This window comes from Pandoraea sp. ISTKB (genome assembly GCF_001721285.1).
GTDB lineage: Bacteria > Pseudomonadota > Gammaproteobacteria > Burkholderiales > Burkholderiaceae > Pandoraea > Pandoraea capi.
In genome coordinates this window covers 23,972-48,473 of record NZ_MAOS01000029.1, presented here as the reverse complement: position 1 = coordinate 48,473, position 24,502 = coordinate 23,972, and the positions used below count along the sequence as shown (strand labels likewise).

The window sequence follows — 24,502 nt, the reverse complement described above, 5'->3', positions numbered from 1 at the left end:
GAGGGGTCACCCCCGATCACGCGGCGACGGCGACTGAATTACTTCAGTGCGTCGAATGCACGGGTGCGGATTTCTTCCACGCTGCCCTGACCCGAAATCTTGCGGTACTGCGGGGCTTCGACGATCGCGCCCGGGCTACCGTGCTTGGCCCAATCCGAATAATAGGCCACCAGCGGCTTGGTTTGCGATTCGTACACGGCGAGACGCTTCTTGACGGTCTCTTCCTTGTCGTCGTCACGCTGCACGAGCGGTTCGCCGGTCACGTCGTCAACGCCTTCGACCTTCGGCGGATTGAACTTGACGTGGTACGTGCGGCCCGATGCCGGGTGTGTACGACGGCCGCTCATGCGGGTGATGATTTCGTCGAACGGCACGTCGATTTCGAGCACGAAGTCGATGGCGACGCCCGCTTCCTTCATGGCTTCCGCCTGGGCGATGGTGCGCGGGAAACCGTCGAACAGATAGCCGTTCTTGCAGTCGTCGGCGGTGAGGCGTTGCTTCACCATGCCGATGATCACGGCGTCCGGCACCAGATCGCCGGCGTCCATGAAGCGCTTGGCTTCGAGGCCGAGTTGGGTGCCTTCCTTGATCGCGGCGCGCAGCATGTCGCCGGTCGAGATTTGCGGGATGCCGAATTTTTCTTTGATGAAAGTTGCTTGGGTGCCCTTACCGGCCCCGGGTGCCCCCAACAAAATCAGACGCATCGATGACTCCTGAAAGTTTGTGATTTGTAAATGCTGTGCGTGCGGCAGGCGGGTGCGTCCCCCGGGGGTCTTGCGGCGGTTGCGGGTCCGGTGACCGGCCAACCGCGCGGCGCGCAGACGTCGCGCTCGGCATAGCGCGACGCGCGCGGGACCGAGGTCTGCTCGCGAGAATCAGAGCGATTATGCCACGTCATGCCCGCCCGGCGGCGTTTTGCAGACTTGCCAACGCGATGTCGATGCGATTTCCGGGACACGCCCGTTGCCTCAGCAGGGGCATGCCGAACCTCGGATTTGCGCCGAGCCGCGAACGGGATAACGCGTCAGTTTTTCAGCAATGCGCGCACGCGTTCGAGATCTTCGGCGGTGTCCACGCCCGGTAGCGGGGCATCGTCGGTAACCAGCACGGCGATACGTTCGCCATGCCAGAGCGCCCGCAACTGTTCAAGCGACTCGGCCGTCTCGACCGGCGCCTGCGGCAAGCTGGGATAGCTGCGAAGGAATTTGGCGCGATAGGCGTACAGCCCGATATGACGAAAGATCGGTGTCGTCGCGGCCGGCAGCGTGGCTGTATGGGCCAGGCCCGCAGCCCACGCGTCGCGCGACCAGGGAATGGGCGCGCGGGAAAAATACAACGCACGGCTGTGCGCGTCGAGCACGACCTTGACGACGTTCGGCGAGAAGATCTCGGCGTTGTCGGTGATCGGATGCGCTGCCGTTGACAGCGCACATTCAGGATGTTCGGCCAGATGCCCGGCGACGGCATGCACCAGCCGCGGGTCGATCAGGGGTTCGTCGCCCTGCACGTTGACGACGATGGTGTCGTCCGACCAGCCTTGCTGGACGGCGACTTCGGCAAGACGGTCGGTACCGGTCGGGTGATCGGCACGCGTGAGCACGACATCGAAGCCATGGGCCGAGACGGCGTCCACCACACTTTGCGCGTCCGTGGCCACGACCACCTGACGCGCCCCTGACTCGCGCGCGCGCTCAGCGACACGCACGACCATCGGTTTGCCGCCGATGTCGGCCAGCGGCTTGTTGGGCAGGCGTGTCGACGCGAGACGCGCGGGCACCACGGCGACAAAATCGAGGGTGGCTTTCGTATCGCTCACGATGCGGACTTATCGTCGTTCAGCGGGACGGGCGTACCTTCGACGGACTGACGCGCTTCATCGGCCAGCATGACGGGAATCCCGTCGCGAATCGGGTACGCGAGCTTGTCTGCGTGGCAAATAAGCTCCTGGGCTTTCTTATCCAGCTCCAGCGGGCCCTTGCACAACGGGCAGACGAGAATCTCAAACAGTCGGTTGTCCACGCAATTTCTCCACTACCAGTGATACGAGACGCGCATCGAGCGCTGCCTCGGCAGGTACGGCCCACACACGCGGGTCGGACCAGGTGACGCATTTTACTGCATCCTTTTCGGTGATCAGGATGGCGTCGGCGGCAACGCCGTCGAACGGATTCGCCGCAAAGTCGTAATGATCGGGCAGCGCCAGCGTCTCGATTTGCAAGCCTGCCGCACGCAATGCCGCGAAGAATCGCTCCGGCGCCCCGATGCCGGCGGCGGCCAGCACGCGTTTACCTGCGAAGTGCGACAGCGCCCGGGTGAGCGAGGGTTGGCTCACGCACCACGCGTCACCGAGCGTGAGCGTCAGGCGCCACGTGTTGGGCCACTCGGGCAGCGTCCTGCCGTAAGGATCGTTGATCAGATTGATGTCCCGACGACGCGACAACGGCTCACGCAACGGTCCGGCAGGCAAGAGAAAGCCGTTGCCGCCAAGGCGGTGATCGAAGACGGCAATCTCGACATCGCGTGCCAGCGCGTAATGTTGAAGCCCGTCGTCGCACACGATGACATCGCATTCCGGATGTGCTGCGAGCAACGCCTGGCCGCCTTCGACGCGCGACGGCCAGACCCACACAGGCGCGCCCGTGCGTTTGGCGATCAGCAACGGTTCGTCGCCGGTCGCTTCGGGGCGCGCAGTGACACTGACCTCGGTCGGACGGGAAAGTCTGGCGCCGTATCCACGCGAGAGCACGCCGGGCGTATAGCCGTGAGCGCGCAAGGCTTCGACGAGGGCGATGACGGTCGGTGTCTTGCCGGTTCCGCCCACGGTGAGGTTGCCGACGATGACGACCGGCACCGGCAGGCGCGTTGATGGCTTCCCGCCACGACGAAAACGCATGCGCCGCCACGCCGCGATGGCGCCAAAGATCCACGACAGGGGCCACAACAGCCACGCCACGATCCCGCGACGTTGCCACTGCGCGGTCACCCAATGCACCAGCGATCCGGACAGACGGGGCACGAGCGCGCGTGCGCGCGCCCCGTTCGCGTTGTCCGGACGAGTGGCGTGGGTCATCGGGCCGGTTGCGCCGTCGTCGAGCGCGCGGCGAACGTCAGACGCGACAGGCCGGCTTCACGCGCCGCTTCCATCACATTGATGACCGATTGATGAGCGCTCTTGGCGTCGGCATTGATGATGATGACGGGCGGCTCGGCACCCGTGTTCGCCGGGCCGGCTGCCTGACGCAGTGCCGCCGTCAGGCTCGCCACATCGCGTTGTGCGAGCGAGTGCCGATCGATGGCGTAACTGCCATCCGCGCCGACCGAGACGACGATCTGACGCGGCGGCACCACGGCCTTTTCGGCATCCGCCGTCGGCAGATTGACCTTGAGCGCCGTGTAGCGCGTGTAGGTCGTGGTGACCATCAGGAAGATCAGGATGACGAGCAGCACGTCGATGAGCGGAATCAGATTGATTTCCGGCTCGTCGCGCGTGGAGAGACCTCGACGGAAATTCATCGCGTGTCTCTCGAATCAATGCCGCGGCAGCGTGGCATCGAGAAAATGAACGGCCTGCGTCTCGAGCTCGACGAGGAAGGCGTCGACACGCGTGCGGTAATAGCGATAGAAGATCATCGCGGGAATCGCGATCATCAGCCCGAAGCCGGTGTTGTAGAGCGCAACGGAAATGCCGTGCGCCAGTTGGGCCGGGTCGGTGCCTGTTGCATCCTGCGAACCGAAAATCTCGATCATGCCGATCACCGTGCCGAACAGCCCCATCAGCGGGGCGACCGAGGCGATGGTGCCCAGGGCGGGCAGAAAGCGTTCCAGTTCGTGAGCGACGGCACGCCCCGTTTCCTCCAGCGCTTCCTTGGCGCCTTCGCGCGGGCCTTGCGGATTATGGGCGACGTACCGGACGCCGGTCGCCAGCACCCGGCCGAGCATCGAGCCGCGGGCCAGCGCTTCGGTGGCGTCCTGCTTGGCGGCGCCACGGCGGGCGAGCGTGATCGCGTTTTCGAGCACGCCCGTCGGCAGCACGCGAGTGCGGCGCAACGACAGTGCGCGCTCCACGATCAGAGCGAGGGCGATGACGGATGCGATGAGAAGTGGCCAGATGGGCCAGCCGGCGGCCTGGATGACGGCGAACAAAGACGACCTCTTGCTTGTTGCGGGGATGGGCAAACGAGTCCGAACTGTAGCGTGCAGGGGGGGGATGGGCAAGCACCGTTTTCCACACCTCACGAGCACAAGGATGTGGACAACCTTGGGATACGTTCGACAACTCTTTGACGCGACGGCTCTTTTTAGTTCGTGATGAAAAAATAGGCAATGAGCGGTTTCAGAAATGAACACCACCGCAAGCTCACAAATCCCAGGACTTTTCCATCAGCCTGTGGATAACTATGTGCACATGTCGTCCAGCGAAGATATATCTTGGTGCCGTCGCCTGATTCGTGACGCGGGAGACAGCAGATGTCCCCCGCAAACCCTGATAAATCAAGGGTTTGTTGTCTCGGTGCAGGAAATATGGGGCGCCCGGACGAGAAAACCCTTAAATTAGCGGGCCTGTGGACAGTTTTTCGTCAGCGCATACGCATGAACCTATCTTTCGACGACGCACGGCCCAACGGTGGTGCAGATCGCGTGCTAAGTGTTTCGGATTTGAACAAGGCCGTTGCCGGCGTGCTGGAGCGGAGTTTTCCTCTGGCCTGGGTCAGCGGTGAGATATCCAACTTCACGCGCGCGGCCAGCGGCCATTGGTATTTCTCGATCAAGGACGCGCAGGCGCAGATGCGCTGCGTGATGTTCCGTGGGCGCGCGCAGCACGCGGACTTCTCGCCGAAAGAGGGCGACCGGGTCGAAGTCCGGGCCTTGCTCTCCATGTATGTGCCGCGCGGCGAGGTGCAGCTCAACGTCGAGGCGATTCGCCGGGCGGGGCAGGGCAACCTGTACGAAGCGTTTCTGCGGCTAAAGGAAAAACTCGCCGCCGCCGGTCTGTTCGACGCCGAACGCAAACGCCCCTTGCCCCGTTATGCACGCCGGGTGGGAGTCGTCACGTCGTTGCAAGCCGCGGCTTTGCGCGACGTGCTGACGACGTTGGCGCGTCGCGCCCCACACATCTCCATCGTGGTCTACCCGGCGCCGGTGCAAGGTGCCGACGCTGCGTCGCGGCTGGCGGCCGCACTCGATACCGCCAACACTCGCAACGAGGTCGACACGATTCTCCTGTGTCGGGGCGGCGGTTCCATCGAAGATCTGTGGGCGTTCAACGAGGAAGTGCTCGCGCACGCCATTGCCCGCAGCAAGCTGCCCGTGGTCTCCGGCGTGGGACACGAAACCGATTTCACCATTGCTGACTTCGTGGCGGACGTGCGCGCCCCCACGCCCACGGCGGCGGCCGAGCTGATTACGGCTGCGCGCGACGAGTGTCTGCGCGACGTGGACCGCGAGCGCCAGCGCCTGAGCCGCGCGATGCGCCGCACGCTGGAGCAGCGCGCCCAGCAACTCGACAGCCTGTCGCGCGGGCTGGTATCGCCGCGTGAGCGCCTGGCCCGTCAGCGCGGCGAACTGGCGCATCTGGCCGACCGTATGCGCCATGCGCTGGAGCGCCCGCTGGCCCAGCGCCGCAGCCGGTTCGAGATGTTGCGCCTGAGACTGGCCCGTGCCGTGCCCGATGTGGCGTCGCAGCATGAGCGGCTGGCATTGCTCTCGCAACGCTTGCGCACGGCGATGTCGCGTCGCGCGGAGCGTTCGACCCAACGCCTGCTCGACGCGAACGCTCAGCTCGAGTTGCTCAACCCGCGGCGCACGCTGCAACGCGGTTATGCCGCCGTGCTCGACGCGAAAGGCCAACCGTTACGCGACCCGAGGAAGTTGCAGCGCGGTCAGCAGGTGACGATGCACCTGGCCGACGGGGCGGCGGACGTCGGTATTGGTGATGTCCAGGTCAGGCTAGACGATACTTTTTAGTCGACCCTGTTGGGCAAAGCTGGCGAATCGCAGGCATCGTGCATCGATTAGTCGGGATCGGCAAACAATCGTCACATTCGTCGGGCAGATTGCGTAAACCAAGTACCCGTTGGGTTTGCGGGGTTATCGCATCTGCCCTAGAATCGATGGCTCCGGATAACGCAAAATCGGGTTCCCCTCAGAGCACAAAGGACAATTGCCATGGAACACAAGCTCCCTGAACTGCCGTACGCCATCGATGCACTGGCACCGACCATCTCCAAGGAAACGATGGAGTATCACTACGGCAAGCATCACCAAGCCTATGTGACGAACTTGAACAACCTGATCAAGGGCACCGAATTCGAAAACGCCAGCCTCGAAGACATCATCAAGAAGTCGTCGGGCGGCGTGTTCAACAACGCAGCACAGGTGTGGAACCACACCTTCTTCTGGAACACCCTGTCGCCGAACGGCGGCGGTGCTCCGAGCGGCGATCTGGCCAAGGCCATCGACGCCAAGTTCGGCTCGTTCGACGCTTTCAAGGAAACGTTCTCGAAGTCGGCCGTGGGTAACTTCGGTTCGGGCTGGACGTGGCTCGTGAAGAAGGCCGACGGTTCGGTCGACATCGTGAACACCAGCAACGCTGCCACGCCGCTGACCGGCGCCGACAAGCCGCTGATCACGATCGACGTGTGGGAACACGCTTACTACATCGACTACCGCAATGCCCGTCCGAAGTTCGTCGAGGCATTCTGGAATCTGGTCAATTGGGAATTCGCCGCGAAGAACTTCGCGTAATCGAGACTCCCGGAATTTGCCGGTCGGCTTCGACGCGTCGCCGTCGAAGCCCAACGTCAGTTGCCCGACCCGAGTGTCTGACGGCACCGGCAAAACGAAAGCCCACTGCGTGCAGTGGGCTTTTTGTTTTTCAGCGCTCGCAGAGTCATCAGGATCTTCGGCCTGCTTGATCCGCGTCAACGTTTGCGCAAGTGTGCATGGTTAGAGTGGACGCTTCAAACCGTCTCAAGCCGCTTCACACTTTCCGGACAGCCCATGCCAGACCCTGCGCCAACGTGCACCGCGCCATCTCCGTCACCTCTCTTTGCCTTCCATACACCGGTCACGCGAGAGGTCCACGCCCCACAAGACCCTCGCGCAACGCATCGAAACTGGCTTGCCGACCCGGGGCTCATGCGAAGCCTGCCGCCCGCCGCCTGGACGCTGTTCCGACTCGCCGAATATAAACGCGGTGGCACGGCAACACACATGTGGCGGGTCGGCGCGCTCGCCTGGCGATTCGCGCAAGCGTTGAGCATGCCCGCCATCGAGTCGCAGGCCCTGGGGCTCGCCGCTGCGCTTCACGACACCGGTAAGCTGTGTATTCCGAATTCGATACTGGAGAAGCCCGGAAAGCTCACGCCGGACGAAATGCAGATGATGCGAATGCATCCGCATCTGGGTGCCGATATGTTGAGCGCCATCGGTGGCGCGGCATGTGAACTGGCTGCGACGGTCGCGCGCACGCATCACGAACGTTATGACGGCGGCGGATATCCTTATGGGCTGTCCGGCAATCGCATTCCGCTGGCCGGACGCATCGTCGCACTGGTCGACGTCTTCGACGCGCTGGCGAGTCACCGCCCGTATCGTGCCGCGTTGAGTTCCGCGCAGATCGTCGGCGCCATGCTGGCCGAGCGCGGGCGTCATTTCGACCCGTGGCTGCTGGATCGATTTCTCGAGCGTGCGCTGGGGGCCGCGCTGGAGATATCGAGTGGCGCTCGCTAGCGCCACTCGTAGCAGTGCCTCTGTGTGAGAGAGGTTGCGCTTAGCGCGGCAGACCTGAGATCTTCGAGCCGGGCTTCAGGTTCTTGCTCTTGAACCAGCCGAGATTCATCTCAAGTGCGTATCGCACTGCGGCACGGGGGCAGTGATTGTCTTCCGTTTGCGGCGCCATGTCTTCGATGTTCACGATCGTGCCGTCATCGGCGAGAAACGCGATGGACAACGGCAGATTGGTGTTTTTCATCCAGAAGCAGTGCCCGGCGCTTTGCTCGAACACGAAGAGCATGCCGGCGTTGGCGGGCATGCTCGTGCGATACATCAGCCCTTGTTCGCGGTCGGGCTCATTAGCAGCGACTTCGGCCTTGATGAGGTACATGCCGGCGGAAAGCTGGACGGTCGGGAATTCTCCCGGCTGTTTGATTTGTGCCGTAGCGCTGACCGGGGCGATCGCCATGACGGCGGCAATGCTGGTGAACGTGACGCTGGCAGCAAGCGCGGCCAGTTGACGTGAAATCCGGATCACGAATGACTCCTGGAGAAGATCGGGGGAACGTCAGGAATGCGGTCGAAATGACGCCGAAATGTGCTCAACACCATGAGGAGGGCAGTCCCGCGAGTCGCGGGTCATTGTAGCTGCCGGACGAAAAAAAAGCAGGTTGCATGCGCAACCTGCCTGTTACCGTCCGTTGCGCAGCCATGCTGCGCGACGCGGTACTTACTTGCTTGCAGCAGCCGGAGCTTCAGCAGCAGCGGCCTTCTTGGCCTTCTTGTGCGACGACTTCTTGTGGGTCGACTTCTTCTTTGCAGCCGGCTTGCTTGCAGCGGCCGGAGCAGCAGCGTCAGCGGCCGGAGCCGAAGCTTGGGCGAACACGCCCGTTGCGAACAGGCCAGCGACCAGGGCAGCGATCAGTTTTTTCATGAGATTCCTCGTTGAAGCTCGATGTTTGGGTGGTGTACTCGTTGACCCGCGAAGTGAGTCATCTCCTTTAACGTCCATTCAGGACATCGGTTGACAACCCACTCGCGGAATTTTGCGACCGCAAGTATTACGGCTTGTTACCGGCCGGCGGCTGGCTCATGGTCTTCTTGCCGGTCTTCTTGTGGTGATGCTTCTTATGCTTGGTGGCCGTCTTCTTCGCCGGTGCGGCATGGTCAGCCGCCGGTGCCGCCATAGCAGGCGCTGCTGCTGCAGGCGCTGCCGGTGCGACAGGCGCCGTTGCCGGCGCCGATTGTTGGGCCATCGCGGCACCGGACACGATCAGGCCGGCGGTCAGTGCGAGCAGCAGTTTGTTCATGACTTGGTTTCCTCGTTTCAGTTAGCGGTGCATATATTGCGCACCTGTTCCCTCAACGAGGTGAGCGACGAGTGCGTTGACCGGAAAGTGTAAGTATTTGTTGCGGTAGTTCGCCCCACTGCCCGGGCGCGAGGTTCAACGAAAAGACGTCGACCGGACCGATGGCCACGCGCACAAGGCGAAGTGTCGGTTTGCCGACGGCTGCCGTCATGCGTCTGACCTGACGATTTTTGCCTTCGACGAGTTTGATTTCGAGCCAGTGCGTCGGGATGCTCGCGCGATAGCGGATCGGCGGATGGCGAGGCCAGAGATGCTCCGGTTCAGGGATGCATCGGGCTTCGCAGGGCAGCGTGACAAAGTCGCCGAGATCCAGCCCGCCACGCAGACGCGCGAGTGCCGCTTCGTCGTATTCGCCTTCGACCTGCGCCCAATAGGTCTTGGGCAATTTGCGCTCCGGTTCGGCGATGCGTGCCTGAAGGCGTCCGTCATCGGTGAGCAGCAACAGTCCTTCGCTGTCGGCGTCGAGTCGTCCGGCCGGATAGACGTCCGGCAGGTCGATGCATTCTGCGAGCGTCGGGCGTGTCGGATGCGGCGAGAACTGGCAGATCGTACCGAAGGGTTTGTTCAGGGCGAGCAGTGTCATACGGGGTGAGGGAAACTATTCAGCGTCGACATGTTAATGCATAATCGAAAACATCAGTCTTGTGTCTTATATAAGACTTGCGTTGTGTCATATCCATAGCCGGATGCTGTGACTACAATAGGCGACACCGTGCGCAGCGCCATCTGATTCACCCATTGGAGCCCCATCATGTCGTATCAGCACATCAAGGTCCCGGCAGGCGAGAAGATTACCGTCAACAAGGATTTCTCCCTGAACGTGCCGGACAATCCGATCATCCCGTACATCGAAGGTGACGGCACGGGCGTGGACATTACGCCGGTGATGCTCAAGGTCGTCGATGCGGCCGTGGAAAAGGCCTATGGCGGTCAGCGCAAGATCCACTGGATGGAGATTTACGCCGGCGAGAAGTCGACGCGTATCTACGGTCCGGACGTGTGGCTGCCCGACGAAACGCTTCAGGTCGTGAAGGATTATGTGGTGTCGATCAAAGGGCCGTTGACGACGCCGGTCGGTGGCGGCATTCGTTCGCTTAATGTGGCGTTGCGTCAGCAGCTCGATCTGTATGTGTGTCTGCGTCCGGTGCAGTACTTCAAGGGCGTGCCGTCGCCGGTGCGTCAGCCGGAGAAGATCGACATGGTGATCTTCCGCGAGAACTCCGAGGACATTTACGCCGGGATCGAGTGGGAAGCCGAATCGGCGGGGGCGAAGAAGTTGATCGCGTTCCTGCAAAACGAAATGGGCGTGAGCAAGATTCGTTTCCCCGAAACGTCGGGCATCGGTGTGAAGCCGGTGTCGCGCGAAGGGACCGAGCGTCTGGTGCGCAAGGCGATCCAATACGCGATCGACAACAACCGCGACTCGGTGACGCTCGTGCACAAGGGCAACATCATGAAGTTCACCGAGGGCGCATTCCGCGACTGGGGATACGAACTCGCGAAGAAGGAATTTGCCGCTGCGGAGATCGACGGTGGTCCGTGGTGCAAGGTGAAGCATCCGAAGACGGGCAAGGACATCATCATCAAGGATTCGATCGCCGATGCCTTCTTGCAGCAGATTCTGTTGCGCCCGGCCGAGTACGACGTGATTGCGACGCTGAACCTCAATGGCGACTATGTTTCGGATGCGCTGGCGGCGCAGGTCGGTGGCATTGGGATTGCACCAGGTGCTAACTTGTCGGACTCCGTAGCAATGTTCGAGGCGACACACGGCACGGCGCCGAAGTATGCCGGCAAGGATTACGTGAACCCGGGCTCGGAGATTCTGTCGGCAGAGATGATGTTGCGTCATCTGGGATGGAAGGAGGCGGCGGATCTGATCATCGCGTCGATGGAGAAATCGATTCTCTCGAAGAAGGTGACGTACGACTTTGCGCGCCTGATGGAAGGCGCAACGCAAGTGTCGTGCTCCGGCTTCGGCGACGTGATGATCGAAAACATGTAACGCTGCATAGGCCCGACGTACGAGACATTCGAGCGTTCTTCAAACCCCGGTACAGCGATGCTTGCCGGGGTTTTTCATGTGGACAACGCGCTTAGCTAGGACCGCTTGCGCCGGCCATGCACGCGACCGGAGCGTTGTGCTTCCAACATTGCGCCGAGTGCATAACTGCCAGCGACACAAAGGCTGATGCGGCTCGCATTCGCTAGCCCGTCGACGATGGTCGACGACGTCACGCACAGCAGCAAAAGCCATTGAGGAAAAAAGGCCACCCCGAACGCGAACTCATGGGACATCGCGAGTGGGCTGCGCGTCTTGTCTCTGCGCGCTTGCCACGTTCGCCAGGCTGCGTAACCAAAGCCGCTGATCACTGCGCCGCAATCCACCCAGTTGGCATCGAATTGAAGGTCTGGCCACATGCCGTGTCACCGTCGTCGAAAAATCCATATCGCGGCAACGACTGCCGTGATGACACCGACGATGTCCCGAGGGTCGTATGGCAGCCCCGTGCGGCCGACTACGACCCCAGTCAGGGTGGCGCCAATGAGGGCAAAGTTTGCAACGTGTCGAATTTTTTCACGGGTATCAGGTGTCAGGCGGATCATTGGAAGTCGAAATACTCATTGGACGTAGCGGGGGGCGTGAGAGAAATTGTATTTCGCCCCAATACGTCGGACGCAAGCGATTTGCCGCGTGTCGACTCGCAAATCCGAAAAATCCCGGGAGTAGGAGGGCGCTAGCGGATCAGGATCTTCGTCGTGACGCGATGCTCACCGGTGTTCGGCGTATGACTGCCGAATTCGCGGGGGAAGCCGACTGTCCAGATCACCACGTCGGTGCCCGGCGTCGGCCCGGCCTGATACCAGACGATCATGCCGGAGAACTTCATCTCCTCGCAGCGCTGACCGACCGGCACGGTGTAGGTGATCCATTCCGGTATCACTTCTCCCAACGACGGCTTCGAATCGAGTTCGAACGTCGGGGTGCCGAGGTCGCGGCAGAGCACGCTGTGATTGGTCTGCTCCCAGATTGCGATTCGCTGGTTGACGGCCGCTTCGACCTCAATGGTCGGCGGCGGGAACGTGGGTGCCGCGTATAGCGCGCCCACGCCAAGTACGCCGACGGCAAATGCCGCCGCGCGCAACGCGTTTCCGGTGGTGTCCATGACGGATCTCCCACCCCCCTGTACAACCGGCGCCAGGGCGTTCTCTTCCCCACACGCGGCGTCAGCAAGACGCTTTCATTACAGTGCACACATCGGCACAACGCAAGGAGCAGAGTACGCACGTTCGCATGCTACGCTTCCAGCGTTCCTCACCGCGGTTCTTTCGTGCGTCCGTCCAGCCGGTCGGATGGGCCTATGAATCCGTCACCTTAGCCGTCACTCGCGTAAGGATGAAGATGAAGGTCAACCGCATCGTTGCCAATATTGCCGCGCCGTCGCCGCAAGCGATGCAAGCGGCGCAGCGCTTTTACGGCGAACTGCTCGGGCTCGACTTGCTGATGGATCACGGCTGGATCACCACGTATGGCAATGCGTCGAAGATGGCGGTGCAGATGAGCGTCGCGACTGAGGGCGGCAGCGGCACGCCGGTGCCTGATCTGTCCATCGAGGTCGACGACGTCGACGAGGCGCTCACCCGCATGCGAGACGCCGGCATCGCCATCGAATACGGTCCCGCCGACGAACCGTGGGGCGTACGGCGCTTCTATGTGCGTGACCCGCTCGGACGTCTGCTCAACATCCTCGCGCATCGCTAACGTCCCATCATGCGGCGACGTTGAAGTCCGGGATGTCCTTGGTACCCTTGATACCCAAGATCGCGTCACGTCACTTGCCGTCGGCGCCGTCCCATCGCCAGTCGAAGCGTGCGGCGAGTCGCTGCTGTTCGAATGACTGCGCCACATGATCGACGAACACGCGCGTACGCAGTGGCAGTTGCTTCTTGTTCGAGTAGTAGATGGACACGCCGCCGTACTCGTCGAACCAATCGGGCAGCAGTCGCAAAATGCGGCCTGTCGCGAGCATCGGCGCGGCATGCGGCATCGGCAGCAGCGCAACGCCGTAGCCTAACGCGACGGCATGCGCCATCGCCTCGGGATCGTCGAAGATCATGCGGGTGCGCGCCTCGACATTCACCCGCTCGCCTTCGACATTGCGCAGATCCCACGCGCGCAGGCGCCCGGACATGCCCGAGCGACGCATGATGGCGTCCAATGCCGCCAGCGCCGAGGGGTGCTCAGGCATCTTGCGTCCCGCCATATAGGCCGATGAGGCGCACATCACGGCGTAGGTCGGCGCGAGCCGTCGCGCGATCACCCCTTGCGTGAGTTCGATGCCACCGCCGATGGCTGCGTCGAACCCTTCGCCCACGACGTCCACGCTGCGGTTGTCGAACCGCCAGTCGGGCACGATGTCCGGGTAACGCACGAGAAACTCGCCGAGCATCGGTATGAGGTACTCACGCCCGAACGAGTGCGCGACGCTCACCTTGAGTGTCCCCGACGGCGCACTTTCGCGCTCCGACGCCCGCGAAAACGCATCCGTCAACGCCGCGAACGGGCCATCCACGTCGAGAAGGAAGCGCTCACCGCCCGCCGTCAGCGTAAGGCTGCGCGTGCTTCGGTGAAACAACCGCAAGCCGAGTTGCGTTTCGAGACGCGCGACGTTCTTGCTCACCGCCGCGGGCGTCATGCCCAGCCGCCGGGCGGCCGCCGAGAAGCTGCCGGCGCGCGCGCTCAGGACGAACGATTCGATCAGATGCAAGGCGTCCATAGCTCATCTGTTCCAGTGGGTTGAAAGTGATGATCGACATTATGGTCTAGTTGCGACGTAATCGAGCGCCGATACTGCACTCACTTCCTAACCCAGTGGAGCAACATCATGGCAACGAACTTTCAAGGCAAGGTGGCATTCGTGACGGGCGGCTCGCGCGGTATCGGCGCGGCTGTCGTGCAGCGACTGGCTGACGGCGGCGCGGCAGTCGCTTTCACGTATCACGGCTCGAAGGCCGCAGCGCAGGAGCTGGCCGCGCGTATTCAGTCGGCCGGGGGGCGCGCGATTGCGCTGCAAGCCGACGCCGCAGATGCCGCCGCACTGACCCGCGCGGTGAACGACGCCGCCCGTCAGCTCGGCAAGATCGACATTCTCGTGAACAACGCAGGGGTGCTGGCGCTAGCGTCGGTGGCGGATCTCCCGCTGGAAGACTTCGACCGCCTGCTGAGCGTCAACGTCCGTTCGGTGTTCGTGGCCTCGCAGGCGGCGCTTGCCCATATGGGCGAAGGCGGTCGCATCATCAACATCGGCTCGTGCAACGCGGAGCGCATGCCGTTTCCGGGCGGTTCGGCCTACGCCATGAGCAAGTCGGCGCTGGTCGGTCTCGTCAAGGGCATGGCCCGTGATCTCGGACCGCGCGGCATCACCGTGAACAACGTGCAGCCGGGGCCGACGAATACGGACATGAACCCGGCGCAGAGCGACTTCGCCGCTTCGTTGCACGACTTGATGGCGCTCAAGCGTCATGCGCGTCCCGAAGAAATTGCCGCGATGGTGGCGTACGTCGCCAGCGAGGAAGCGGCTTTCGTGACGGGCGCGAGCCTGACCATCGATGGCGGTTTCAACGCCTGATCGCGACCCTGCGCGAACCCTACGCCGATCTCGCGACAGCGAGGGTCTGCGTGGGAGCACGTTGGGAGGCGTCGGATTTTCGGCGCGCTCGACGTGTCACCGTAAGCGTAAGAAATGCAACATCGGGACGCCCCGCGACCGGGGTACGGCGAGGCGTCGTCATCCTGGTCGACGCGGAAAAATCGCGCGATGCGCCGCGTCGTTGCTGGATGGGAACGGCGGGACGGTGGAACCATGCCAACGTGGCAGCGCCCGGAGAACGTGTTACCGGCGTAACGGCGCGTAAGCATACGCACCGGCGACCGTAAACTCGCGCGGGTAGTGGCGGCATAGACTGCGCGCATGAAGGTCGTTCACCTCTCCCATACGCCGGTCGCGGGCAGTCCGGGCAACATCGTCACCGCGCTGAACCGGCATACCGACATTGCGGCACGGCACATCGTCTTCAACGCGACGGCTTACGCGTCGCGCACGTTTGCCGTCGATCTCGACTGGCAACACCAGCGAGAAGAAGCGCTCGATGTCGTTGCCGCAGCAGACGTCATTCACATCCATCAGATTTTTCCGATGGAAACCACGTTCGGCGCGGACTTCCCCAAGCGTTTCGGCAACAAGAAGCTGATCCGTCAGTTCCATTCCGCCCCGGAGCTTTGGTCTCGCGACGATGCCGCGATGCGCGAACGCATCGTGACCGATCCGCTACCGCAACTCGTGATCGCCCAGGGGCCGGAGCGCTTTTATCCGTTCGCACGTGTCGTGCCGAACATCGTGCCGCTCGACGACGCACGCTATCGTCCCCATCCGGAATGCGTCGGTGAGACGGGCCTTCCGGTCGTGGTTTTCTCGCCCAGCGGACGATCGTCGGGATGGCGAAAACGTTGGGAGACGAAAGGCGCGCCGCAGACCTTGCGTCTGTTGCGCAAGCTCGAACGCCGGGGACTATGCGAAGTGCGATTGATCACCGGCACGCCGCATGACGAGTGTCTGCGTCTGAAGCAGCGTGCGGCCGTCGCGCTCGACGAATGCGTGACGGGCAACTATCACCTCTCCGGACTCGAAGCGCTGTCGCAGGGCAAGCCGACGCTCGGCCATCTCGACAACCGGGTGCAGTCGCAGTTGCGGCGTCTCACCGGCGCGTGTGAGCTGCCGTGGGTCGACGTACCGCTGGAAGCCGCCGAAGGGCCGCTCGTCGAGTTGCTCACGAACGCCTCGCTGCGTGCGGAAATCGGTGCAGCATCGCGTCGATGGATGGAGACGTACTATCACGACGCCGCCATGGTGCAGCACTACCGGCAGGCGTATCTCGATCTCTTCAATGCGCCCGAGCGCTTCGGCGAGCGGCGCATCGACGACGCGACGCAGTGGCTGGCCGTCTCACTGCCGAACCTGCGATGGCGCGCGCGTCGCAATGCCAACGCGTTCTGGCGTGGCCTTTGGGAAACCTGGCACGGTCGTTAGACGGCGTACATCGTCACTCCGAGAACAGCTCGAACAGCAGCGTTCGCATCCACTGACTCGCGGGTTCGCGGTGATAGCGCGCGTGCCAGAACAGATTGATCTGGACGTCCGGAATATCGATGGGATGATCGACGTAGCGCAAGCCGAAGTGCTGGGCGCTGCGTTGCGCGAACTTCTCCGTCACGGTCGCGATGAGGTCGGTCGTGTGGAGGATGTCGGCGAGGGCGACGAAATGCGGCACGCGCAGGCGGATGTTGCGCTGCACGTGCACGCGCGCCATGAACTCGTCCACCTGCCCGTGGCCGGTGCCCGCGGCCACCACCATCACCTGCTCCGACCGCTCGAAATCCTCGCGCGTCATTGATTTCGCGACGGCTTTCGACCGGCTGGATTTGGCGACACGATCGAGCGGATGTCCCGGGCGGAACATGCACACGTACTTCTGCCGGAACAGACGCCGCTGAAAAAATTCGGCTGTCAGGTCTGGCAGATGCCCCACGGCGAGATCCACCTGGCCCGCCGCCATCTCCTCACGCAGATTCACGGCCGTGTTGCGTACGGTGCTGATCGTGATGCCCGGCGCGCGCTCGCCCAGCGCATGCGTCAACTTCGGCAGGAAGTGCACTTCTCCGATGTCCGTCATGGCGATTTGAAACGCCCGTCGGCTCGTGGCCGGATCGAATGCCAACTGACGATTGAAGACGCCGTGTAACGCGTCGAGCGCAGCCGCCACGGGTTCAGCCAGTTCGGTCGCCATCGGCGTCGGCAACATGCCCCGTGAGGTTCGGATAAACAGCTCGTCGTTGAATAGCTTACGCAGGCGAGCCAGCGAGTTGCTGACGGCGGGTTGCGTAACGCCGAGCGCCTCCGCGACGCGAGAGACGCGTCTTGCGTTGTAGAGATGCTGGAAGACCACCAGCAGATTCAGATCGACAGCGTGCAGGTCCATGGAACGTCCTTCGTCTTCCTTCCGTCACGGTGGCTCGCACGAGTGACATCACTGGAATTTATAGGTCATATAAACGAGATTCTATTGGTTTATATCGATCGTTGCGCGATGCTTCCTGCAAACGGCGTCAGAAGCCATATGCGGTGTCCGAACGGCACCGACACAAAGAAGACATCACGGAGACGATCCCCATGCAAGTTCACGTGCAGCCGCTCGGCGAGCGCCTTGACGTCGCCCCTGGCGACAATCTGCTCAAAGTGCTCACCGACCGCCAGGTACCGGTGTCCTACAGTTGCCTGTCCGGACGCTGCGGGACGTGCCGGTGCCGTGTCGTCTCCGGGGATGTGCGCGAGGCGTCGGGCGTGGAATACCGTCATCACGACGAAGCGAATGGTGGCATTGGCGGCATCGATGCCCAGGGCGTCGACGGTACGCGCTTCGTGCTCGCATGCCAGTCGACGATCCACAGCGATTGCGAAATCGAGTTGCCCGAAGTGGACGAAGTCGTGGTGCATCCCGCGAAGATTCTCAAGGCGACGGTGCTGGCCATCGAACCGCTGACGCACGACATCAAGCGCTTGATACTCAAACCGGCCAAGCCGCTCAGCTATTCGCCGGGGCAATACGCTACGCTGCAATTCACCCCTGCCCACATCCGTCCGTATTCGATGGCTGGCCTCGATGCCGACGACACGCTCGAATTCCATATTCGTCGCGTGCCGGGCGGCGCGGTCACGGGGTACGTCGACGAGCAACTCAAAGTCGGCGATGCCGTACGCGTGTCGGGGCCGCTCGGCACCTCGTATCTGCGCACGCGCCATGAGGGGCCGATGCTTTGCGTGGCCGGTGGCACAGGGCTGGCGCCGGTGCTGTCGATCGTGCGCGGCGCACTGGCGCGGAGGATGCCCAATCCCATCGAGATATACGTCGGTGCACGCTCCCCGGCGGATGTCTATGGCCTGACGTGGTTGCGTGACCTTGCGTCGCGTCACGACGGGATTCGTCTGCATGTCGTGACGACGCTCGATGCGCCCCACACCTTCGACGCGCTCGGACAGGACCTGCGTACCGTGCGTACCGGTCATGTCACCGAGGCGCTTGCCGCCGACTACGCCGCCCCTGATGCGTTGACCGGCTGGCGCGCTTACCTGTGCGGTGCACCGCCGATGGTCGATGCGGCCACGCGGCTATTGCGCGAGCGCGGTGTCGACGGCGCGCACATCTACGCCGACGCGTTCTACGCCAAAGCCGCATAACGCCAGCGGGGCGGTCGGCGTGAACGTTCATGCCCGGCACTCACGTCTTCTTCCGCGCCATCCCCTGCATTCACTGCCATTCCGATTCCCCATCAGGAGACGATCGTGACGACAACACCGCAGACCGGACTCGATCCGGCGCCGTCCGCAGGCTTCGAGCCGTCGGACCTCTGGCCGACCGAAGGGTCGAGCCGCATTCCGTTTCGTGTCTATACGGACGAGCAACTGCACCGGCGCGAGCTGGAGCAGTGCTTCTACCGCAACCACTGGAACTACGTCGGGCTGGAGGCTGAAGTCCCGAACCCGGGCGACTTCAAGCGCACGGTGATCGGCGAGCGTTCCGTCATCGTGACGCGCGATGCGGGGGGCGAGATCAACGTGGTCGAGAACGTGTGCGCGCATCGCGGCATGAAGTTCTGCCGCGAGAAGCGCGGCAATCGCACGGACTTCCATTGCCCGTATCACCAGTGGAACTACGACCTCAAAGGCAACCTGCAGGGCGTGCCGTTCCGGCGTGGTGTGAAGCAGGACGGTAAGGTCAACGGCGGCATGCCGAAGGATTTCAAGCCCGAAGACCATGGCCTGACCCAACTGAAGGTCGCCACGCGCGGCGGGGTGATCTTTGCGTCGTTCGACCATGATGTCGAGTCGCTCGAAGCGTTTCTCGGACCGGACATCTGCACCTATTTCGACCGTCTTTTCGATGGCCGCAAGCTCAAGCTGCTCGGCTACAACAAGCAGCGAATCCCGGGCAACTGGAAGCTGATGCAGGAAAACATCAAGGACCCGTATCACCCGGGGCTGCTGCATACGTGGTTCGTCACGTTCGGGCTCTGGCGGGCGGACAACAAGTCGCGGCTGGTGATGGACGCTCACGGGCGCCACGCGGCCATGGTGTCCACGCGCGGGCAGGGCGGTGGCGGAGAGGTGACGTCGGGAGTGTCGAGCTTCAAGGAATCGATGTCGCTCAACGACATGCGCTTTCTCGACATCGTGCAGGAAGACTGGTGGAAGGGGCCGACGGCGGTGCTCATGACGCTTTTTCCCAGCGTCATCCTCCAGCAGCAGGTCAACTCGGTGTCGACGCGTCACATCCAGCCGCGCGGTCACAACGCCTTCGACTTCGTCTGGACGCACTTCGGCTTCGAGGACGACACCGAGGAAATGACCCAGCGCCGTCTGCGTCAGGCCAACCTGTTCGGGCCGGCGGGCTTCGTGTCGGCCGACGACGGCGAGGCCATCGAATGCTCGCAGGAGGGCTTTGCCCAAAAGCCGTGGCACCGGGTGCTGGCCGAACTGGGCGGCACGGGGGTGGAGAACACCGAGCACATGGTGACGGAAACGCTGATTCGCGGCATGTACGCCTACTGGCGCCGCGTGATGGGTGTCTGACGATGCCGAGTCACGTTCGAGGAGACGATTCGATGGTGGATTTCGCAACATTTCAGGCCGTGGTCGAACTCAATGCCGCCTACGCGGCGGCGCTCGACACGCAGGATTGGGACGCCTGGCCCGAGTTTTTCCTGGACGCTTGCGTCTACCGCATTCAGCCGCGCGAGAACTTCGAAATGGGGCTCCCGTTGGCGACGCTGTCGTTCGAGAGCAAAGGCATGCTGCGCGACCGGATCTATGGGATTCGCGACACGCTGTTTCACGATCCGTACTACCAGCGTCACGTGATCGGGTTGCCGTCGATACGGGCGCTCGATGCCGACGATGCGAACACGCTGCATGTCGAGGCGAACTACGCGGTATTCCGGACGAAGCCGGACCAGCTGACCGACATCCTGTCCGTCGGCCGGTATCTGGACATCGTCAAACGAACGGACGACGGCTGGAAGTTCGCGTCGCGTCAATGCATTTTCGATAGCGAGATGATTCCCAACTCGCTCATCTACCCGATCTGAGACGAGGACATCATGAGCGGTAACTGGATTGAGGCGGCGTCGCGCGATGCCATTCCCGAAGACGACGTCATCGGCGTGATCGTCGGTGGGCGGGATATCGCCCTCTATGGCGTGGACGGCGAGGTCTTCGCGACCGACAACGTCTGCACGCACGGCAACGCCCGCCTGTGCGACGGGTTCCTGGAAGGCCACGAAATCGAGTGCCCGCTGCATCAGGGCAAATTCGACGTGCGGACCGGTGCGGCCATGTGTGCGCCGCTGACCGAGGCGGTGAGGACCTACCCGATCCGTATCGAGGCGGAAAAGGTGTACGTCGATTTGGGCTGATCGGCTGGCGCGCCGCAGAAATCGCATTGCGATCGATGGGGCGCAGCACTTTAGGGGATTTTTTCTAAACGGGCCGCCAAATGATGCGTCATTTGGCGGCCCGTCGCGTCTGTGCGGCAGGGGCGGGCGCGCCCGGTGGTGCGGCAGGCGAACCGTCGGGAAGGAAATGAACCGTTCGATTCGATAAATTCAACGATGAAACAGGTGATGCGCCGGATGAACGGCACTTAAGCGACGTGCACGGCTTTCGAAATCGTTAAAGGATTATTCCTTTCGGTGGCTTATCGCGTTGTATTTATGGTATTGGCCGACCGGCTGGCTGCGTAGGATTACTTAGCCAATTCAGGTAATTGCGTAATTGATTTCCGCAACCAGAGACTGGTAAGAGGTATTTTAATAACTGAGTGGAATGTTGCGATGAATATAGTTTTATAAGGTATTAAGCGCAGTTTAATACTGAAAAGATTCGCGGCCTGAGTGGAAAGTTGCGCTGCTTTTTGCATGCAAAAACGGATCCAAAAATAATACGTCTTTTCACATGCATTGTTGCGACGCAACAAAAAACCCGGCCGAGGCCGGGTTCATAAAGCTACGAACTGCGCAGAATCAGCTCGGATTCTGGATGTTCGACGCCTGCTTGCCCTTCGGGCCTTGGACGACGTCGAACGTCACCTTCTGACCTTCCTTCAGGGTCTTGAAACCGTTCATCTGGATCGCCGAGAAGTGCGCGAACAGGTCTTCGCCACCCTCATCCGGCGTGATGAAACCAAAACCCTTGGCATCGTTAAACCATTTGACCGTACCGGTTGCCATACAAACTTCCCCTAAACAATTACGACTACTACATATCACCGCAACAACGAGCACATCTGAAAAACCCGCCGGCTGGCGGCGGCTTCCTAGGCTCACCCAGGCATCTTTTCTTTTAAATCACTTATAGAGGAAAAGCGCCACGTCGATTGTTTTCGCTAACTACCAATAGTGTCAAGCCCTTTTTGAACGATAGAACTTACGTTCGATCAGGTTTTACCCTTATATCTCGGAGGGTATAAGACGTGCGGAGACACGGCCTTGAAATTTGGGTTAAGCTGACTCATATGGGTGTGGCACCCCCGGTGGTCGGGGTTGCAGCGCCTTGCTGGACAACGCACGCGCTGATCGACGAGTGTTGGCACTCCGGTGGACAACCGGACGGCAGGCGGCAATAGGAGCTCCGATTGCTTCCTGCACCCGGGAGTTGTTTAGAATCCACGTATGGCAACCTTACCGACAACGCATGACGACACCGTACAGGAGCGGCAGGAGCAACAGCTCAAGCCGCCGTCCATGTACAAGGTGGTACTGTTGAACGACGATTTCACCCCGATGGAGTTCGTGGTGATGGTCATTCAGGAATATTTCAATAAGGACCGGGAATCTGCCACGCAGATCATGCTCAAGGTTCATCGCGAGGGCAGGGGAGTTTGTGGGGTCTTTACGCGCGACGTCGCGGCGACCAAAGTTGAGCAAGTAGTTAGCCATGCAAGGCAGTCCGGGCACCCGCTGCAGTGCGTGATGGAGGAAGCATGATTGCCCAGGAATTGGAAGTCAGCCTGCACATGGCGTTTATGGAAGCGCGCCAGGCACGACACGAATTCATCACGGTCGAGCACCTGTTGCTCGCCCTGTTGGATAACCCGACCGCAGCCGAAGTGTTGCGCGCCTGCGCGGCGAATCTGGACGATTTGCGCCAGAATCTGCGCAACTTCATCGCCGACAATACGCCGACGGTGCCGGGCAGCGACGAGGTCGACACTCAGCCCACGCTCGGTTTCCAGCGCGTGATTCAACGCGCCATCATGCACGTGCAGTCCACTTCCAACGGTAAGAAGGAAGTGACGGGCGCGAACGTGCTGGTCGCCATCTTCGGCGAGAAGGACTCCCACGCCGTCTACTACCTGCAACAGCAGGGCGTGACGCGTCTGGACGTCGTCAACTTCATCTCCCACGGCATCACCAAGACCGGCGCGTCCGGCGAGTCGGCCAAGGCCGGCGAAGGTGGCGCGGAAGGGGAAGAAGGGGCGAACGCCAAGGAAAGCCCGCTGGCGCAGTACACCCAGAACCTCAACCAGATGGCGCGCGACGGCAAGATCGATCCGCTCATCGGACGCGAATCGGAAGTCGAGCGCGTGGTGCAGGTGCTGTGTCGCCGTCGCAAGAACAATCCGCTGCTCGTCGGCGAAGCCGGTGTGGGCAAGACGGCGATTGCCGAAGGCCTCGCCTGGCGCGTCACGCGCGGCGAAGTCCCCGAGATTCTGCAGGACGCCACCGTCTACTCGCTGGACATGGGCGCGCTGCTCGCCGGTACGAAGTATCGCGGCGACTTCGAGCAACGCCTGAAGGCGGTGCTCAAGGAACTCAAGGAGCGCAACAACGCGATCCTGTTCATCGACGAGATTCACACGCTGATCGGTGCGGGTGCCGCGTCGGGCGGTACGCTTGATGCCTCGAACCTGCTCAAGCCGGCATTGTCGTCGGGGCAGCTCAAGTGCATTGGCGCCACGACCTTTACCGAGTATCGCGGCATCTTCGAGAAGGACGCAGCGCTGTCGCGTCGTTTCCAGAAGATCGACGTGAACGAGCCAACCGTCGAGCAGACCGTGCAGATCCTGCGCGGCCTCAAGTCCCGTTTCGAAGAGCACCACGGCGTGAAGTATTCGTCGAGCGCGCTCTCGGCTGCCGCCGAACTGTCGGCAAAGTTCATTACCGATCGTCACCTGCCGGACAAGGCCATCGACGTGATCGATGAGGCCGGCGCCGCACAGCGCATCCTGCCGAAGTCGAAGCAGAAGAAGACCATCGGCAAGGGCGAAATCGAAGAGATCGTCTCGAAGATCGCCCGGATCCCGGCGCAAAGCGTGTCGGCAGACGACCGCGGCAAGTTGCAGACGCTCGACCGCGACCTCAAGAGCGTGGTGTTCGGACAGGATCCGGCCATCGACGCGCTGTCCGCCGCGATCAAGATGTCGCGTGCCGGGTTGGGCAAGACGGACAAGCCGATTGGCGCGTTCCTCTTCTCGGGCCCGACCGGTGTCGGCAAGACCGAAGTCGCCAAGCAGCTTGCCTTCACGCTGGGCATCGAGCTGATCCGTTTCGACATGTCGGAGTACATGGAGCGTCACGCAGTGAGCCGTCTGATCGGCGCGCCGCCGGGCTACGTGGGCTTCGATCAAGGTGGTCTGCTCACCGAGGCGATCACGAAGAAGCCGCATTGCGTGCTGTTGCTCGACGAAATCGAGAAGGCGCATCCGGATATCTTCAACGTGCTGCTTCAGGTGATGGACCACGGCACGCTGACGGACAACAACGGTCGCAAGGCGGATTTCCGCAACGTCATCATCATCATGACGACGAACGCGGGTGCCGAGACGATCAACCGGGCGAGCATCGGCTTTACGAACGAGCGTCAGGCCGGCGATGAAATGGCCGACATCAAGCGCATGTTCACGCCGGAGTTCCGTAACCGTCTGGATGCGATCATCAGCTTCAAGCCGCTCGACGAGCAGATCATCCTGCGCGTGGTCGACAAGTTCCTCATCCAGCTCGAAGATCAGCTGCACGAGAAGAAGGTCGAGGTGGTGTTCACCGACAAGCTGCGTGCGTATCTGTCGAAGAAGGGCTTCGATCCGCTCATGGGCGCGCGTCCGATGCAGCGTCTGATTCAGGACACGATCCGTCGTGCGCTGGCAGACGAACTGCTGTTCGGGCGACTGACCAGCGGCGGGCGGGTGACCGTGGATCTCGACGAGCATGATCAGGTGCAACTGTCCTTCCCTGAGGACGGCAACACCAAGGCTCAGCCGGAAGCTGCCGAAGTCGAGTGATCGACAGCTCGCTTGCCATCAGGCAGACA

Annotated in this window: 27 protein-coding genes; 13 read left to right on the top strand and 14 right to left on the bottom strand. The window is 62.0% G+C overall.

Annotation, left to right across the window (positions count from 1 at the left end):
- Positions 1-38: 38 nt before the first annotated feature.
- The 6 genes from adk to A9762_RS10330 form a co-directional block, all read right to left on the bottom strand.
- Positions 39-704 (bottom strand): adenylate kinase, encoded by a 666-nt coding sequence (gene adk, locus A9762_RS10355; protein WP_069341962.1) that lies wholly within the window; start codon positions 702-704, stop codon positions 39-41.
- Positions 705-1,024: 320 nt separating this feature from the next.
- Positions 1,025-1,816: a 3-deoxy-manno-octulosonate cytidylyltransferase gene (gene kdsB / locus A9762_RS10350; RefSeq protein ID WP_069341961.1), complete on the bottom strand. Its 792-nt coding sequence runs from the start codon at positions 1,814-1,816 to the stop codon at positions 1,025-1,027.
- On the bottom strand, positions 1,813-2,019 hold the full coding sequence (locus A9762_RS10345) for a Trm112 family protein (RefSeq protein ID WP_069341960.1): 207 nt from the start codon (positions 2,017-2,019) through the stop codon (positions 1,813-1,815). Before A9762_RS10345 ends, kdsB begins: the two co-directional genes overlap by 4 nt.
- Positions 2,000-3,016: a tetraacyldisaccharide 4'-kinase gene (gene lpxK, locus A9762_RS10340; RefSeq protein WP_069342018.1), complete on the bottom strand. Its 1,017-nt coding sequence runs from the start codon at positions 3,014-3,016 to the stop codon at positions 2,000-2,002. Before lpxK ends, A9762_RS10345 begins: the two co-directional genes overlap by 20 nt.
- A 50-nt stretch (positions 3,017-3,066) precedes the next feature.
- Positions 3,067-3,513 (bottom strand): biopolymer transporter ExbD, encoded by a 447-nt coding sequence (locus tag A9762_RS10335; protein WP_069341959.1) that lies wholly within the window; start codon positions 3,511-3,513, stop codon positions 3,067-3,069.
- 15 nt (positions 3,514-3,528) lie between these two features.
- Complete coding sequence (locus A9762_RS10330) at positions 3,529-4,143, bottom strand: MotA/TolQ/ExbB proton channel family protein (protein ID WP_069341958.1); 615 nt, start codon at positions 4,141-4,143, stop codon at positions 3,529-3,531.
- A gap of 447 nt (positions 4,144-4,590) precedes the next feature.
- On the opposite strand from A9762_RS10330, the gene xseA reads away from it, so the two are divergent.
- The 3 genes from xseA to A9762_RS10315 all read left to right on the top strand — a co-directional run bounded on the left by xseA (position 4,591) and on the right by A9762_RS10315 (position 7,731).
- Entirely contained in the window at positions 4,591-5,964 is a 1,374-nt protein-coding gene (xseA, locus tag A9762_RS10325) for an exodeoxyribonuclease VII large subunit (RefSeq protein ID WP_069341957.1), read from the top strand.
- 201 nt (positions 5,965-6,165) lie between these two features.
- Positions 6,166-6,744: a superoxide dismutase [Fe] gene (sodB, locus tag A9762_RS10320; RefSeq protein WP_069341956.1), complete on the top strand. Its 579-nt coding sequence runs from the start codon at positions 6,166-6,168 to the stop codon at positions 6,742-6,744.
- Between the two features lie 393 nt (positions 6,745-7,137).
- A complete protein-coding gene (locus A9762_RS10315; protein WP_069341955.1) occupies positions 7,138-7,731 on the top strand; it encodes an HD-GYP domain-containing protein in 594 nt (197 codons plus the stop codon).
- 40 nt (positions 7,732-7,771) lie between these two features.
- Here the strand turns inward: A9762_RS10315 and A9762_RS10310 are convergent, their stop codons facing one another.
- The 4 genes from A9762_RS10310 to A9762_RS10295 all read right to left on the bottom strand — a co-directional run bounded on the left by A9762_RS10310 (position 7,772) and on the right by A9762_RS10295 (position 9,666).
- Complete coding sequence (locus tag A9762_RS10310) at positions 7,772-8,251, bottom strand: DUF192 domain-containing protein (RefSeq protein ID WP_371442733.1); 480 nt, start codon at positions 8,249-8,251, stop codon at positions 7,772-7,774.
- 192 nt (positions 8,252-8,443) lie between these two features.
- Positions 8,444-8,647, bottom strand: a complete 204-nt coding sequence (locus tag A9762_RS10305; protein ID WP_069341954.1) for a hypothetical protein — start codon at positions 8,645-8,647, stop codon at positions 8,444-8,446.
- A 127-nt stretch (positions 8,648-8,774) separates the two neighbouring features.
- On the bottom strand, positions 8,775-9,023 hold the full coding sequence (locus A9762_RS10300) for a hypothetical protein (protein WP_069341953.1): 249 nt from the start codon (positions 9,021-9,023) through the stop codon (positions 8,775-8,777).
- A gap of 52 nt (positions 9,024-9,075) precedes the next feature.
- On the bottom strand, positions 9,076-9,666 hold the full coding sequence (locus tag A9762_RS10295) for a pseudouridine synthase (protein ID WP_069341952.1): 591 nt from the start codon (positions 9,664-9,666) through the stop codon (positions 9,076-9,078).
- Positions 9,667-9,834: 168 nt separating this feature from the next.
- Here A9762_RS10295 and icd point away from each other — a divergent pair, with 168 nt between their 5' ends.
- Positions 9,835-11,088 carry an NADP-dependent isocitrate dehydrogenase gene (icd, locus tag A9762_RS10290; protein WP_069341951.1) on the top strand — a complete coding sequence of 418 codons (1,254 nt, stop codon included), beginning with the start codon at positions 9,835-9,837 and terminating at the stop codon, positions 11,086-11,088.
- 733 nt (positions 11,089-11,821) lie between these two features.
- Here icd and A9762_RS10280 read toward each other — a convergent pair.
- Entirely contained in the window at positions 11,822-12,250 is a 429-nt protein-coding gene (locus A9762_RS10280; protein WP_069341949.1) for a hypothetical protein, read from the bottom strand.
- 236 nt (positions 12,251-12,486) lie between these two features.
- Here A9762_RS10280 and A9762_RS10275 point away from each other — a divergent pair, with 236 nt between their 5' ends.
- Positions 12,487-12,846 (top strand): VOC family protein, encoded by a 360-nt coding sequence (locus tag A9762_RS10275; RefSeq protein WP_069342016.1) that lies wholly within the window; start codon positions 12,487-12,489, stop codon positions 12,844-12,846.
- A gap of 70 nt (positions 12,847-12,916) precedes the next feature.
- Here A9762_RS10275 and A9762_RS10270 read toward each other — a convergent pair whose 3' ends face one another.
- Positions 12,917-13,861 carry a LysR family transcriptional regulator gene (locus A9762_RS10270; protein ID WP_069341948.1) on the bottom strand — a complete coding sequence of 315 codons (945 nt, stop codon included), beginning with the start codon at positions 13,859-13,861 and terminating at the stop codon, positions 12,917-12,919.
- A 108-nt stretch (positions 13,862-13,969) separates the two neighbouring features.
- Between A9762_RS10270 and A9762_RS10265 the strand changes: the two genes are divergently transcribed.
- Positions 13,970-14,713 carry an SDR family oxidoreductase gene (locus A9762_RS10265; protein ID WP_069341947.1) on the top strand — a complete coding sequence of 248 codons (744 nt, stop codon included), beginning with the start codon at positions 13,970-13,972 and terminating at the stop codon, positions 14,711-14,713.
- 342 nt (positions 14,714-15,055) lie between these two features.
- Positions 15,056-16,171: a hypothetical protein gene (locus A9762_RS10260; RefSeq protein WP_069341946.1), complete on the top strand. Its 1,116-nt coding sequence runs from the start codon at positions 15,056-15,058 to the stop codon at positions 16,169-16,171.
- Between the two features lie 13 nt (positions 16,172-16,184).
- Here the strand turns inward: A9762_RS10260 and A9762_RS10255 are convergent, their stop codons facing one another.
- On the bottom strand, positions 16,185-17,120 hold the full coding sequence (locus A9762_RS10255) for a LysR family transcriptional regulator (protein WP_069341945.1): 936 nt from the start codon (positions 17,118-17,120) through the stop codon (positions 16,185-16,187).
- A 191-nt stretch (positions 17,121-17,311) separates the two neighbouring features.
- Between A9762_RS10255 and A9762_RS10250 the strand changes: the two genes are divergently transcribed.
- From A9762_RS10250 to A9762_RS10235, 4 genes are all read left to right on the top strand, one after another.
- On the top strand, positions 17,312-18,376 hold the full coding sequence (locus A9762_RS10250; protein ID WP_069341944.1) for an FAD-binding oxidoreductase: 1,065 nt from the start codon (positions 17,312-17,314) through the stop codon (positions 18,374-18,376).
- Between the two features lie 195 nt (positions 18,377-18,571).
- Complete coding sequence (locus A9762_RS10245; RefSeq protein ID WP_139133163.1) at positions 18,572-19,768, top strand: aromatic ring-hydroxylating dioxygenase subunit alpha; 1,197 nt, start codon at positions 18,572-18,574, stop codon at positions 19,766-19,768.
- A gap of 32 nt (positions 19,769-19,800) precedes the next feature.
- Positions 19,801-20,283 (top strand): aromatic-ring-hydroxylating dioxygenase subunit beta, encoded by a 483-nt coding sequence (locus A9762_RS10240; protein ID WP_069341942.1) that lies wholly within the window; start codon positions 19,801-19,803, stop codon positions 20,281-20,283.
- Positions 20,284-20,295: 12 nt separating this feature from the next.
- Entirely contained in the window at positions 20,296-20,610 is a 315-nt protein-coding gene (locus A9762_RS10235; RefSeq protein WP_069341941.1) for a non-heme iron oxygenase ferredoxin subunit, read from the top strand.
- A gap of 606 nt (positions 20,611-21,216) precedes the next feature.
- Here A9762_RS10235 and A9762_RS10230 read toward each other — a convergent pair.
- Positions 21,217-21,423 (bottom strand): cold-shock protein, encoded by a 207-nt coding sequence (locus tag A9762_RS10230; protein ID WP_069341940.1) that lies wholly within the window; start codon positions 21,421-21,423, stop codon positions 21,217-21,219.
- Positions 21,424-21,864: 441 nt separating this feature from the next.
- Between A9762_RS10230 and clpS the strand changes: the two genes are divergently transcribed.
- Both clpS and clpA read left to right on the top strand, forming a co-directional pair.
- Positions 21,865-22,179: an ATP-dependent Clp protease adapter ClpS gene (gene clpS / locus A9762_RS10225; protein WP_010807118.1), complete on the top strand. Its 315-nt coding sequence runs from the start codon at positions 21,865-21,867 to the stop codon at positions 22,177-22,179.
- Positions 22,176-24,473 (top strand): ATP-dependent Clp protease ATP-binding subunit ClpA, encoded by a 2,298-nt coding sequence (gene clpA, locus A9762_RS10220; protein WP_069341939.1) that lies wholly within the window; start codon positions 22,176-22,178, stop codon positions 24,471-24,473. Before clpS ends, clpA begins: the two co-directional genes overlap by 4 nt.
- Positions 24,474-24,502: the final 29 nt, after the last annotated feature.